The sequence below is a fragment of the Pantoea sp. S62 genome (genome assembly GCF_016658625.1).
Taxonomy (GTDB): domain Bacteria; phylum Pseudomonadota; class Gammaproteobacteria; order Enterobacterales; family Enterobacteriaceae; genus Pantoea; species Pantoea vagans.
Genome location: NZ_JACVVI010000002.1, coordinates 339,135 through 351,506, shown reverse-complemented (window position 1 = coordinate 351,506; position 12,372 = coordinate 339,135). Strand labels below are relative to the sequence as shown.

Genomic DNA, 12,372 nt, shown 5'->3' with positions numbered 1-12,372 from the left:
CAGTCCATTGTCAGCAATATTGATAAAGGATTTAGTAATTCCAGTTCACGCTAAAACTAAACGTTACAGGATCGGTTTTGAAGCCGTCCGGTTTCGACAGAGGCATTCCGGCAAACAAGTCGTAACTGACACCGGCGGGCGTGATGCCGCCGCGCAGCCCGATGACGCCACCCGCCAGATGACGTCCCAGTGGCCCACCCTGTGAGGCACTGTTGCCCCCTACCTCGCCATAGTCGGCGCCCAGGTAGAGTTCCTGCGCAGGCAGCGGCGTCTGCCAGGCCAGCGTGTTCTGAACGGTCCAGCCCCGGCTGGCACTCAGGGTGCGTTCACCATCAAAACCGCGCACGGTCCAGCGGTTGCCAATCGCAAACTCATCCTGCGCTGTCAGCGGGGTGTTGCTCATCTGGCGACGGTATTGGATGTTGTAACTTAAATGCTGATTACCCAGCGTGAACGGCGTGGTGAGTCCCGCCTGCCAGGTCAGAATTTTTGATAGCGCGGTGGCATAGGTGGAATCCTGATAGGACTCCTCCCAGGCGGGCAGCGCACCGAACCAGCGCGTGCCGCGCTGATAACTGACACCGCCGTCCAGCGTGGCGGCGCCGATATAGTGCCGGTGCGACAGGCCGAGTCGCCATGCGCTGGTACGGCGCTGCTGGCTGGTAATTTCGGTGTCGTTGATGAAGTTGCGTGACGCTTTGACCAGCACATCAGCGCTGACGGTGGTTCTGGCGGTCGCATTGCGGTAGATCACCCGACTGGCCTGAACATCCAGCGATCGGCTCTTACCGGCGTAGAGAAAATCGCGGCTGTAACCGGCAACCGTCTGATGATAATCGTAGTCGCTGGCGGTAACGCCAAACAGCCAGTAGCCCAGAGGTACCGAGTAGTGTCCTGACAGGCTTTTGCTGCTTTTTCTGCCCGCAAATCCCAGGTCGCGGCTGGCGGTCAGGTAGAAGAGATCGCTGAGGGAGGTGGGATTATCCAGCGCCAGCATGATCCCGCTCTGGTAACGCCCGGTACTTTCGGTGCCCGAGTCATCCAGCCATGCGCCGAGTCGCCAGAAACGATGCTGCGTGCGTTCAATCACAATGTCACTTTCACCCGGATTGAGGCCAGGGCGCAGCGCCATGTGCGCCTCTACCGTCGGCAGACGCTGCAGGTTCTCCAGCCCCTGTTCAATATCCCGCAAATCCAGCAGATTGCCGGCATGAGCGGGTAATGTCGGCCACAGGCTGACGTAGCGTGATGAGGCGGGTGACAGTTCCACATTGCGGATCCGGCCGGGCACAATCAGCAGCTGCAGCACGCCCTGACGCAGATCCTGCTGCGGAGCCAGTACGCGCGTTGTCACCCAGCCGTGATTAATCAGCCGGTTTTGCAGCGTGCCCATTAACTGGCTAATCCCTTTTACGCCGAGACAGTGGCCATTCGCCTGACTGGCGAGACGTTGCAGAGGCACCCAGTGTGGCAGCGCTTCCTGCCCGGACAGGCTGACCTTCTGAATAACAAAACAGGGGGTTTCCTGCGGAAACTTAAGACGGGAAGGTGACGGAACCGTTTCTGAGAGACGCACATCAGGCACCTGCGGCATCAGCCGCTCCTGACGCGCTTTCTGTTGCGCCTGCTGATGCTGCAATTGCTCATCACCGGGTGCCGCCTGCACCGTGTGCACTGCCAGGGCGTTGATCAGCAGCGCGCCGGGCAGAAGTGCCAGCGCTGCGAGAAGTCCATTTTTATCGGGCCGCATAACCTGTCCATTTGGTTAAGATGTTACAAAATGTATATGGCTGCTTACTCTGCGCACATTATGCCGCCGCAATCTCAAATCTCAAGAAAAAATGCAGAAAAACTTACATAAAACTTACAATAGCAAACTGCGCGCCCCATTTAAAAACGTACCATCCCTGACCAGAAATCCGCTCATAGCAGGGACAGAAGCCTGTTCAGCCGTGCATCAGCTCGTGTTGAATCGTCGACGCAGCAAGCTGGGTAAAATCTGCAGCCCGGATGTTCCGACTTAAATGGATGTCGGACACGCTGGAAAGAGGGTTCACGATTAAATCTGACCACCCGGACTTACCTCTTATTTAAGATGGCACGTAATTCCAGTCCTCCTTCCCTGTCAGCTGGCGATCGCTACAGGCAATTCATTAAGCCGTGTTAATCAATGTATTAATGCTGGCGAGATTAAGGTCTTTTTCTGCTGCCGGAATCGGTTTCAGCCACTTTTCAGGGCATAAAAAAGCCCCCTCAGAATGGAGGAGGCTCAGCCTTTACCAGATTAAGCGCAGTTGCTTAGTGCAGCTTAAGCCGCGGGCGGATAACCCGGTTGATGCTGCCGACCAGCATCATCAGGCCGGTTTTGAAATAGCCGTGCAGTGCAATCTGGTGCATACGATAAAGAGAGATGTAGACAAAGCGCGCAATGCGCCCTTCCACCATCATTGAACCGCGCATCAGGTTGCCCATCAGGCTGCCGACCGTACTGAAGCGGGAGAGCGACACCAGCGAACCATGATCTTTGTAGACATAAGCCTTCAGCGGTTTGCCGTGGCGCTGCGCCAGGATGTTGTCCATTGCGCGTGAGGCCATCTGGTGCGCTGACTGGGCACGAGGCGGCACAAAGCCGCCGCCCGGCAATGCGCAGGAGGCGCAGTCGCCAATGGCGTAGATGTCATCATCCAGCGTAGTCTGCAGCGTCTCTTTTACCACCAGCTGATTGATGCGGTTGGTTTCCAGTCCGCCAATCTCTTTCAGGAAGTCCGGCGCTTTGATGCCCGCCGCCCAGACCATCAGATCGGCTTCAATAAACTCACCGCCTTTGGTATTCAGGCCATTCTGCTTAGCGCTGGTAACCATGGTCTGCGTCAGAACGCGCACGCCCAGTTTGGTCAGCTCCTGATGCGCCGCAGCTGAGATGCGCGGTGGCAGTGCAGGCAGAATACGTTCACCCGCTTCCACCAGCGTTACGTTCAGCGCTTCGCGTCCCAGTCCTTTGAAACCGTAACTGTGCAGCTGTTTGACCGCATTGTGCAGCTCCGCTGACAGCTCAACGCCCGTTGCGCCGCCGCCCACGATGGCGATGTTAACTTTCTCGACCTTGCCTTCGCTGGCAGAGAATTTCAGGAACAGGTTGAGCATTTCGTTGTGGAAACGGCGTGCCTGATGCGGATTGTCCAGGAAGATGCAGTGATCTTTGACGCCCGGCGTGCCGAAATCATTTGAGGTGCTGCCCAGTGCCATCACCAGCTGGTCATAGGCCACTTCACGCTGTGGCACCAGCACTTCGCCCTGTGCGTTCAGCACTTCGGCCAGACGGATCACTTTGCGGCTGCGATCGATGTCGGTAAGCGAACCCAACTGAAACTCGAAACCGTGATTGCGTGCATGGGCAAGATAGCTCAGCGCATCAATGCCTTCATCCATCGAACCGGTAGCAACTTCGTGCAGCAACGGCTTCCACAGATGGCTGTGGTTACGATCCACCAGGATAATCTCGGCCTTCTTTTTACGACCCAGTTTATGGCCCAGCTGCGTCGCCATTTCCAGGCCGCCCGCTCCCCCTCCGACAATAACAATTCTCTTAACAGACGTAGTCAACAAAGACCCCCTCAAATTGTGAACCAAAAGTTAACCAAAGGTTAAATTAAACCTTAAGAAACATAGGGTTGGCGAAGTTAAAATCGCTATCTGCTCGCAGAATAGCATGGCGGGAAGAGGAGAACATAAGAATATTGATATACATCAAAGCGAGGAAATAAAACTCAGATAATTACGTAATAAAAACAGGCACCTTTCGGTGCCTGTCTGGCTTAACCTAATGTTTTGAAAGCTTTTATCCGCTGAAGATGTGGGGATATGTTTTTGAATTTATGCCCCTCGTTCTCGTCCCAGACAATTTCATAGAAGGGATGCAGCTGCCCGGCGGTGCGCTGGCTGTCCAGCGCCTCATCCTGACGGGAGAGAAAGGTCAGACAGCGGTCACGATTGCGTTCGCGAAAATCGCTGACGCATTTGGTGGCGATGTCCTGATACTCTTCTGGCCGGTCAATCTTCCCTTCCATGTTCTCCTGCGGAAAGAGGTTGGGATTGAAGATTGCCTGCCGGATACCACACAGAAAACCGATGCGCTCTGACCAGAAGCCGCCCAGCCCGACGCCGCAAATCAGCGGACGATCGTCGTCGGAGAGCGTCAGCATTTTATCGGTCTCTTTCAGCAGAAACTGCATGTCATGTTTAGGATGGAGGGTGCTGTAACTGAGCAACCTGACATCAGGATCGATAAATTGCAGTTGTAGCACCTTTTCGTGATTGCCCGGACTACTGGAATCAAAACCGTGCAGATAGATGATCATGATAATCCTCAGGTTAGTGATAGCGCCGGGCAGTCACTGCTTACCACGACGCTTTGTGAGCCAGCCAGCGTTCCTGAAGTGCACTCAGTTGCTGGGCATTGTTTTTCCAGCGATGCGTTGCCTGCAGCTCATCGCGGGTGAACCTGCCCTGATGATACAGCTGCGTAACCCGCTCTGACCCGACCGGGATCAGGTTATCCAGCACGCTAATGGCACCCTGACGCTGATTGCAGACCAGAATCATGTCACAACCGGCAGAAAGAGACTGCTGCGCCCGCTCAGGATAGCTGCCCATCACGGCGGCGCCCTCCATTGAGAGATCGTCGGAGAAAATCACACCGTCGAAGCCCAGTTGCTCACGCAGCACGGTTTTGAGCCAGTAGGGCGAACCACTGGCGGGCAGCGGATCAACGTCAGTGTAGATGACATGTGCAGGCATAATCGCATCCAGTGCCTGCTCGGTAATCAGCTTGCTGAAAATCGCCATGTCGTGCTCACGCAGCGTCTTTTCATCGCGTGGATCGCGTGGCGTCTCTTTATGCGAATCAGCGCTGACCGCGCCATGTCCCGGAAAATGTTTGCCTGTCGTTTTCATGCCTGCCTCATGCATCCCCGCAATAAAGCGGCGGGCAACAGCAAGCGCGATGGACGGATCGGCATGGAAAGAACGATCGCCAATCGCAGCACTGATATGACCAATGTCGAGCACCGGCGCGAAGCTGATATCGATATCCATGGCAATCATCTCGGCTGCCATCTGCCAGCCCGCCTGCTGCGCCATTTCACCGGCGGTTTCTGCATCGTGAAGCGCCGCAAAAGATTGCATGGCGGGCAGTTGGGTAAAGCCGTCACGGAAACGCTGCACGCGACCGCCCTCCTGGTCCACCGCAATCACCAGCCGGGCGTGAGAGGCCGCGCGGATCTGCCGCACCAGCTCTGCCAGCTGGGCCGGGTCGTGATAGTTTCGGGCAAATAAAATTAAGCCGCCTACCAGTGGATGCTTAAGGATCTCGCGCTCTTCGCCATCCAGTTCATAACCCTCAACGTCGAGCATCAGCGGGCCGGGTAAATGTGATCTCATAACCTGAATCCTGTAGCGTTACGCACCTGCATAACGCGATTAAATCTGTTCCCAGCTCTGTCGGGCCAGCTGGTGTAATGTGTCGTCGTCACCCTGACCGGCACGCAGCTGATACCAGCTGGCCATCAGCAGACGCAGCCACGGTTGCCAGCGTCTGACCTGCTGCACCAGCACCGGAAGCGGCAGCTGCATCGCTGCGGCGTACTCTGCCAGCCAGTCGGTCTGATGCGGCGGATCGCTGGCACAGACGGCCGCCAGCTCCAGCGCCACATCGCCATCAGCGGCATATTCCCAGTCGATCAGACGCAGGCCCTCCGGGCTCTGTATGACATTTCCGGCATGCAGATCCATGTGCAGCGGTGCCAGCCTTAATGGCTGAGGTTCGCCCTGCTGCGTCAGACGTCTGAGCGCCCGCAGCCAGCGGTGATGCCGCTGTGGCGAGAGCTGCCAGTAGCGCCATAACAGCGGCAACAACTGCAGACGATAGCCGGTTAACGGCTGCTGATGCAGCTGCCGCAGCAGTGCCACAATCTGCGGACGCTGCTGGATGAAGCGTTGTTCATCCAGCGCGTCGCCTGCGCACCAGGTCAGCACAATGCCCTGACGATGACCAGCAACGGGCTGCGGTGCCAGTCCGCTGGCTCGCATTTTTCTCAACAGCCGGAATTCGCGCTGCCGATCCACAAATGGAATTGCCGGTTGTGGCGCCGCCCGCGCGATGAAGGTACCGCGCGAGCTGACAATCTTCTGACTGTGACCGGTCAGACCGGCCAGCGGGATAGTTGATACCTTTCCTGGCTCGCCGGTCGCCTGCTGAATTATCCGCTGAAAGACGGGATTAATTCTGTGCAATGCCGTTGCCGGACCAGATGATCTCGCCGGTCTGAACCAGCATCAGCTGCATCTGCAGAGCTGGCGCTTTAACATCGCCGCGTGCGTTACTGTAGAGCACATACTGGGCATTAACGTTGCGTGCCAGACCAATCGCTTTGCTGCGCGAGTTCAGGCTGTCCTCCGGCGATAATCCCAGCGTCTGCTTGGCCTGCGCCAGCTGATCGGCAGAAACCAGCGTGAATTTGCCATTGTTGTTCAGCGCATTCTGAATAGCCGCTGTTGCTTTCTCGCTTTGCAGCGCGCCATTGGTGCTGTTTTTGATGCGGTCGACCAGCAACACGCTACCCGGCTCGGCGCTGGCGGCCTGCAACATCTGCGCCACCAGCGGCTGTACGCTGGCATCCCAGTTGATAGTGACCAGCTTCGGTGGCTGTGGCACAGGCTGAGGCTGCGGTTGTGGCACCGGCTCAGGTTGCGGAACAGGCTGCACCGGCTCGGCTGGCTGGGTCGGTTCAACCGTGGCGGGCTGCTGCTGTTTCACTACACAGCCGGTCAGAATGAGCGCCATCAGGAGCGCTCCGGTACGATTAACACTGCGTATCACGTAGAAAATCCTTAAAGATAGAGATAAAGACGAACCTTGCTGGCAGTCAGGTTACCCAGCTGCGAGGTGGCGACAATACTGCCCTGCGCCGGAACGGTAACGGTCTGCGCCGGTTCCTGCGGGGTGATTTCCAGACCTTTGTCGTCATACCAGTAATAACGATAGTGCACAACAACCGGTGTTTCGCGCTGATTATAGAGCACGCTGGTGGCTCGTTTCAGTCCATCGTTCTCATCCAGCGTCGGTTCATCGGTAATGATCCCTGCTGACAGCACAGAAGACTCCATCACCAGCGACTGTGAGGTATTGATCATCGGTTTTTCACTGCTGCAGGCCGTCAGGCAGAGCAGGATCGGCAGGCCAGTCAGCCAGGATCGCATAGCTTTTTTCCGTTATCAGGTCAGTCTGAGAGCATCGGGCCCAGCGGTTCGCCGCCCAGCAGATGCATATGGATGTGATAGACCTCCTGACCACCATGTTGATTGCAATTCACAATCAGCCGATAACCATTCTGATCGATCCCTTCCTGACGGGCGATTTTCGCTGCGGTGGTAAACATACGTCCCAGCGCATGCTCATGGGCCGCTTCCGCCTCGTTGACCGTTGGGATCAGCACATTTGGCACGATTAAAATATGGGTCGGTGCTTTAGGCGAAATGTCGCGGAAAGCCGTAACCAGTTCATCCTGATAAACCACATCAGCGGGGATTTCGCGGCGGATAATTTTACTAAAAATGGTTTCTTCAGCCATGGTGCAATTCCTTGAGCCTGAGTCGTAATCAATCAGTATGCGGGAGAAATTTGTTTTCTTTCAACCTCAGTACCACTTTTCTTGCATTGTTCGCCTGCCTTTGCAGCAGCTCCTCTCCTCTGTCACCTGAACAGCATTCCAGATGCTCGCAAGCTGCCTGCCATACCATTAAAATGAAACGCTGTTTTATAAATTAGAATTTCGCCACCCTTTTCTTTATATGGCTGCCACTTCAGCCCAGGCGTTAGCCAAATTGCGAAGGTTTAGCCGCCCGGTCAGCTCTACTTTGCTAACCAGTCCGGGTGAGAAGTCCGGCGTCACCAGGGATATACCGCCATATAACATCAAGGAGCATTAGCCATGCGCTCACGTAAAATTGGTCTTGGCCACTATCTGGCCTATGGTTCCGGAGATTTTCTCGGAGCAGGCACCACGGCGCTCACAGCCGCCTGGTTGCTCTATTTTTATACCACCTTCTGTGGATTAACCCCGATTCAGGCCACCTTAATCTTTGCTACCGCTCGCGTGCTGGATGCCGTGGTCAGCCCGCTCATGGGCTTTATTACCGACAACTTTGGCTCAACCTGGCTGGGCAAACGCTTTGGCCGCCGCAAATTCTTTATCCTGTCAGGCATACCCTGTGTATTCAGTTATAGCCTGATGTGGGTCAGCGACATGAGCTTCTGGTGGTATCTCTGCACTTACCTGCTGTTTGATATCGTCTACACCATGATCCTGGTACCTTATGAAACGCTGGTCCCGGAAATGACTGACGATTTCAAACAGAAAACCCGGTTCTCCGGCGCGCGTATTGGTCTGGCGCAGCTCTCAGCCATTCTGGCCGCATTTTTACCCGGCATTTTACTGGGTATGCTGGGCAAAGATAATCCCGACTCCTTTTTCTACGCCAGCCTGGTGTTCTCGATAATCTGCGCACTGGTGCTGACGCTGGTGTGGTGCTTTACCTGGGAACGTCACCCGGATGATTTCTCTGCCGAGTCGCGGCGTGCTGAGCAGGAAAAACAGCAGCTGACGCTGATGCAGAACCTTAAACGGCTCTATGTCGAGCTGGCCTCAACTTTACGTATTCGCATCTTCCGCCAGCACCTTGGCATGTATCTCGGCGGCTATATCGCCCAGGATGTGTTTAATGCCGTCTTTACCTGGTATGTGGTGTTTGTGCTGATGCAGAGTGCTCAGGTTGCCTCCAGCCTGATGGGCACCATGGCAGTGCTGCAGTTTATTGCTGTGATGGCGATGATCCCGCTCTGTATCCGCATGGGGCCTGCACCTGCCTACCGTCTGGTGGCCATCCTGTTTGGCCTGGCGTCGCTATCCTATGCCGGATTATGGTATGCCGGCATGAACGACAATATGTCACTGCTGTTAGTGATCTCTGCCCTGGCAGGTCTGGGACGTGGCGGCATTAACTATGTGCCATGGAACACCTACACCTATATCGCGGATGTCGATGAGGCCATCACCGGTCAGCGCCGTGAAGGCATTTTTGCCGGCATTATGACCCTGACGCGTAAAGCGTCGCAGGCGGGTGCCGTCATGCTGGTCGGTATCGTGCTGCAGCTCTCTGGTTTTGTCTCTGGCCAGGCAACCCAGGTACCCGGCGTCAGCCACACCATCCTGGCGATCCTGAGTATCGGTACAGTGGCCGTTCTGGCCTGCGGCTTTATCGTGTCACTGCGCTTTAAACTTAATCTGCAGACCCATACTGTCCTGCGCCAGGAAACGCTGAAAATGCGTGAAGCGGACCGCATCGTGCCGGAAAGCATCACCCCGGAAGCACGCGGGATAGTTGAAACACTGGCTGGCATGCCTTACGAAAATCTGTGGGGCAACAATAACATTGGCTTCCTTAACCGGAATAAGCCAGCGCCGGAAAAATTGTCCGCGCATCCCTCTTTACACCCTTCTATAAACTCGACCTTAAAACGACAGGAATAAACCATGACTGTATTTCCCGTTAAACACAGCAAATTATTGTGCCAACCTGAGCATCTGCTGCCACGCAGCGAACTGGTACAGCTGATTCAAAAGCTGACACAAAATCTGGTTAACATCACCGATGAGACAGGCGAATTTTTATTGCGGCTGGACGATGGCCGGGTGATTGATACCAAAGGCTGGGCGGGTTGGGAATGGACACATGGCATCGGTCTGTATGGCATGTTGCACTACTATCAGCAAACCGGCGACCAGCAGACGCTGGCGATCATTGATGAATGGTTCACTGAGCGTCTGGCGGAAGGAACGCCGACCAAAAATGTGAATACCGTTTGTCCTTTTCTGACGCTGGCTTACCGTTATGAAGAGACCGGTAACCCGGCCTGGGTGCCGGTACTTGAGCGCTGGGCTGAGTGGGTCATGTATGAAATGCCGCGCACCGAACAGGGGGGCCTGCAGCACATCGTCTATAACAATGAAAACACCCAGCAGCTCTGGGACGATACGCTGATGATGAGCGTCATGGCGCTGGCCAAAATCGGCCAGTTGCTGAAACGCGATGAGTGGGTGGAAGAAGCGAGCTATCAGTTCCTGCTACACACCCAGTATCTGATGGATCGTGAAACCGGCTTATGGTTCCACGGCTGGAACTTCGACGGTCGCCATAACTTTGCTGATGCACGCTGGGCGCGTGGCAACAGCTGGGTGACGATTGTGATTCCTGACTTCCTGGAGATGATGAACTGGCCTGAGCATCACGCGACCCGCCGCTTCCTGCAGCAGGTTCTGGAGACCCAGGTCAAAGCGCTTAAGGCCTGTCAGCACAGCAGCGGCTTGTGGCACACTCTGCTTGATGACCCGAACAGCTACCCGGAAGCCTCTGCCACGGCAGGATTTGCCTATGGCATTCTGAAAGGGGTTCGCAAGCGCTATCTCCCCGCGGAGTATCTGGAGGTAGCAGAAAAAGCGCTGCGCGGCGTGATTGCGAATATCGATGACGATGGCGAGCTGAAACAGGTTTCCTTTGGAACCGCGATGGGCAGTGACCTGGACTACTACCGCACTGTTCCTCTCACCTCAATGCCTTACGGTCAGGCGATGGCCCTGCTCTGCCTGACTGAGTACTTGCGCGTTTACCTGTAACACGCGCCCCAAAAAAAAGCCCCGCTTAGCGGGGCTTTTTCATTTCGCTGAATCATTACATGCTGCGGATGTAATCATCCATATCGGTTTTCAGGTTATCGGATTTAGTCCCGAAAATTGCCTGCACACCGGAACCGGCTACCACCACGCCACGGGCGCCGAGGTTTTTCAGTTCAGTCTGATCCACTTTAGCCACATCAGCGACGCTGACGCGTAAACGGGTGATACAGGCATCCAGGTTAGTGATGTTCTCTTTACCACCAAACGCCGCCACCAGTTTGCCCGCCATCTCTGTACCGGTCGCGGTAGATTGCTCGCTGTTGCTGCTCTCTTCACGGCCAGGCGTTTTCAGATCCAGTTTGGCGATCAGCACGCGGAATATGGTGTAGTAAATCAGGCCGTAGATGATACCGATAATCGGGAACAGCCAGATTTTGCTGCTGTTGCCGCTCAGCACGATAAAGTCGATAAGACCGTGTGAGAAGCTGGTGCCATCACGCATACCGAGCAGGATACAGATTGGGAATGCCAGACCTGCCAGCAGCGCATGGATCACATACAGGATCGGTGCGACGAACATGAATGAGAATTCAATCGGTTCGGTGATACCGGTCAGGAATGCGGTCAGCGCAGCGGAGATCATAATACCGCCTACTTTAGCGCGATTTTCAGGCTTCGCTGAATGCCAGATAGCAATCGCTGCCGCTGGCAGACCGTACATTTTGAACAGGAAGCCGCCTGAGAGTTTACCTGCGGTCGGGTCACCCGCCATATAGCGTGGGATATCACCGTGGAACACCTGACCTGCCGCATTGGTGTATTCACCAATCTGCATCTGGAAAGGAACGTTCCAGATATGATGCAGACCAAACGGCACCAGTGCGCGTTCGATTACGCCATAAATACCAAAGGCGACAACCGGGTTCTGATAGGCCGCCCACTGCGAGAATTCCTGAATCGCGGAACCAATCGGTGGCCAGATAAAGGAGAGCAGCACGCCGAGAATGATAGCGGCCAGACCGGAAATAATCGGCACAAAACGTTTACCGGCAAAGAAGCCCAGATATTCCGGCAGTTTAATGCGATAGAAGCGGTTGAACATATAGGCGGCGATGGAACCCGCGATAATACCGCCCAGTACCCCGGTGTCGGCGAGGTGTTTAGCCTCGATCTCTGCCGCAGGCATATGCAGCACCAGCGGCGCAACCACCGCCATGGTTTTCACCATGATGCCATAGGCAACAACTGCTGCCAGTGCCGAAACGCCATCGTTATTGGTAAAGCCCAGCGCCACACCGATAGCAAAAATCAGCGGCATGTTGGCGAACACCGATCCACCCGCCTCTGCCATTACATGCGAAACCACTGCAGGTAACCAGCTAAAATTGGCTGAACCGACCCCTAACAAAATACCGGCTATCGGCAGAACCGATACCGGCAGCATCAGCGATTTACCGACCTTTTGAAGGTTGGCAAAAGCATTTTTGAACATAGCGTGAAGCTCCTGAGTATGAGTGCATATTTGCGCAATGCGCATGGCAAAGAGGGAGGATTCTTTGCCGGGCTGGCGGTGACCGCCTTTTGATTTATTACGAAGGGTAAAATAAATCCCCTTTTGTTACTTTGATGGCTATCACGTTTC

The 12,372-nt window shown here is 55.2% G+C and carries 11 protein-coding genes; 2 read left to right on the top strand and 9 right to left on the bottom strand.

The features are described from left to right. Window positions 1–31: 31 nt before the first annotated feature. The 8 genes from IBT54_RS04195 to hinT form a co-directional block, all read right to left on the bottom strand. Window positions 32–1,750 carry a ShlB/FhaC/HecB family hemolysin secretion/activation protein gene (locus IBT54_RS04195; RefSeq protein WP_201251610.1) on the bottom strand — a complete coding sequence of 573 codons (1,719 nt, stop codon included), beginning with the start codon at window positions 1,748–1,750 and terminating at the stop codon, window positions 32–34. Between the two features lie 548 nt (window positions 1,751–2,298). Then, window positions 2,299–3,603: an NAD(P)/FAD-dependent oxidoreductase gene (locus IBT54_RS04190; RefSeq protein ID WP_201251609.1), complete on the bottom strand. Its 1,305-nt coding sequence runs from the start codon at window positions 3,601–3,603 to the stop codon at window positions 2,299–2,301. A 212-nt stretch (window positions 3,604–3,815) separates the two neighbouring features. Beyond that, a complete protein-coding gene (ycfP, locus tag IBT54_RS04185) occupies window positions 3,816–4,358 on the bottom strand; it encodes an alpha/beta hydrolase YcfP (protein ID WP_095707374.1) in 543 nt (180 codons plus the stop codon). Between the two features lie 40 nt (window positions 4,359–4,398). After that, window positions 4,399–5,439, bottom strand: a complete 1,041-nt coding sequence (nagZ, locus tag IBT54_RS04180; protein WP_095707375.1) for a beta-N-acetylhexosaminidase — start codon at window positions 5,437–5,439, stop codon at window positions 4,399–4,401. Between the two features lie 39 nt (window positions 5,440–5,478). Next, the gene (gene thiK, locus IBT54_RS04175; protein WP_201251724.1) at window positions 5,479–6,261 is read right to left on the bottom strand and encodes a thiamine kinase; all 783 of its coding nucleotides are present in this window, start codon (window positions 6,259–6,261) and stop codon (window positions 5,479–5,481) included. A gap of 16 nt (window positions 6,262–6,277) precedes the next feature. Beyond that, the gene (lpoB, locus tag IBT54_RS04170; RefSeq protein WP_033782651.1) at window positions 6,278–6,877 is read right to left on the bottom strand and encodes a penicillin-binding protein activator LpoB; all 600 of its coding nucleotides are present in this window, start codon (window positions 6,875–6,877) and stop codon (window positions 6,278–6,280) included. A gap of 11 nt (window positions 6,878–6,888) precedes the next feature. Continuing rightward, the gene (locus tag IBT54_RS04165) at window positions 6,889–7,257 is read right to left on the bottom strand and encodes a YcfL family protein (protein WP_033732268.1); all 369 of its coding nucleotides are present in this window, start codon (window positions 7,255–7,257) and stop codon (window positions 6,889–6,891) included. A 20-nt stretch (window positions 7,258–7,277) separates the two neighbouring features. Beyond that, window positions 7,278–7,628, bottom strand: coding sequence for a purine nucleoside phosphoramidase (gene hinT / locus IBT54_RS04160; protein ID WP_013357465.1), 351 nt, complete (start codon window positions 7,626–7,628; stop codon window positions 7,278–7,280). 360 nt (window positions 7,629–7,988) lie between these two features. Between hinT and IBT54_RS04155 the strand changes: the two genes are divergently transcribed. After that, window positions 7,989–9,587: an MFS transporter gene (locus IBT54_RS04155; RefSeq protein WP_201251608.1), complete on the top strand. Its 1,599-nt coding sequence runs from the start codon at window positions 7,989–7,991 to the stop codon at window positions 9,585–9,587. Window positions 9,588–9,590: 3 nt separating this feature from the next. Further along, the gene (locus IBT54_RS04150; RefSeq protein ID WP_013357463.1) at window positions 9,591–10,730 is read left to right on the top strand and encodes a glycoside hydrolase family 105 protein; all 1,140 of its coding nucleotides are present in this window, start codon (window positions 9,591–9,593) and stop codon (window positions 10,728–10,730) included. 55 nt (window positions 10,731–10,785) lie between these two features. Here IBT54_RS04150 and ptsG read toward each other — a convergent pair whose 3' ends face one another. After that, window positions 10,786–12,222, bottom strand: a complete 1,437-nt coding sequence (ptsG, locus tag IBT54_RS04145; RefSeq protein WP_013357462.1) for a PTS glucose transporter subunit IIBC — start codon at window positions 12,220–12,222, stop codon at window positions 10,786–10,788. Window positions 12,223–12,372 lie beyond the last annotated feature (150 nt).

What these genes read in the sequence shown, in the direction of transcription:
- IBT54_RS04150 (WP_013357463.1), top strand. Translation starts at nt 9,591, where the DNA reads ATGACTGTATTTCCCGTTAAACACAGCAAATTATTGTGCCAACCTGAG.
- IBT54_RS04165 (WP_033732268.1), bottom strand. Translation starts at nt 7,257, where the DNA reads ATGCGATCCTGGCTGACTGGCCTGCCGATCCTGCTCTGCCTGACGGCC.
- ycfP (WP_095707374.1), bottom strand. Translation starts at nt 4,358, where the DNA reads ATGATCATCTATCTGCACGGTTTTGATTCCAGTAGTCCGGGCAATCAC.
- hinT (WP_013357465.1), bottom strand. Translation starts at nt 7,628, where the DNA reads ATGGCTGAAGAAACCATTTTTAGTAAAATTATCCGCCGCGAAATCCCC.
- IBT54_RS04155 (WP_201251608.1), top strand. Translation starts at nt 7,989, where the DNA reads ATGCGCTCACGTAAAATTGGTCTTGGCCACTATCTGGCCTATGGTTCC.
- nagZ (WP_095707375.1), bottom strand. Translation starts at nt 5,439, where the DNA reads ATGAGATCACATTTACCCGGCCCGCTGATGCTCGACGTTGAGGGTTAT.
- IBT54_RS04195 (WP_201251610.1), bottom strand. Translation starts at nt 1,750, where the DNA reads ATGCGGCCCGATAAAAATGGACTTCTCGCAGCGCTGGCACTTCTGCCC.
- ptsG (WP_013357462.1), bottom strand. Translation starts at nt 12,222, where the DNA reads ATGTTCAAAAATGCTTTTGCCAACCTTCAAAAGGTCGGTAAATCGCTG.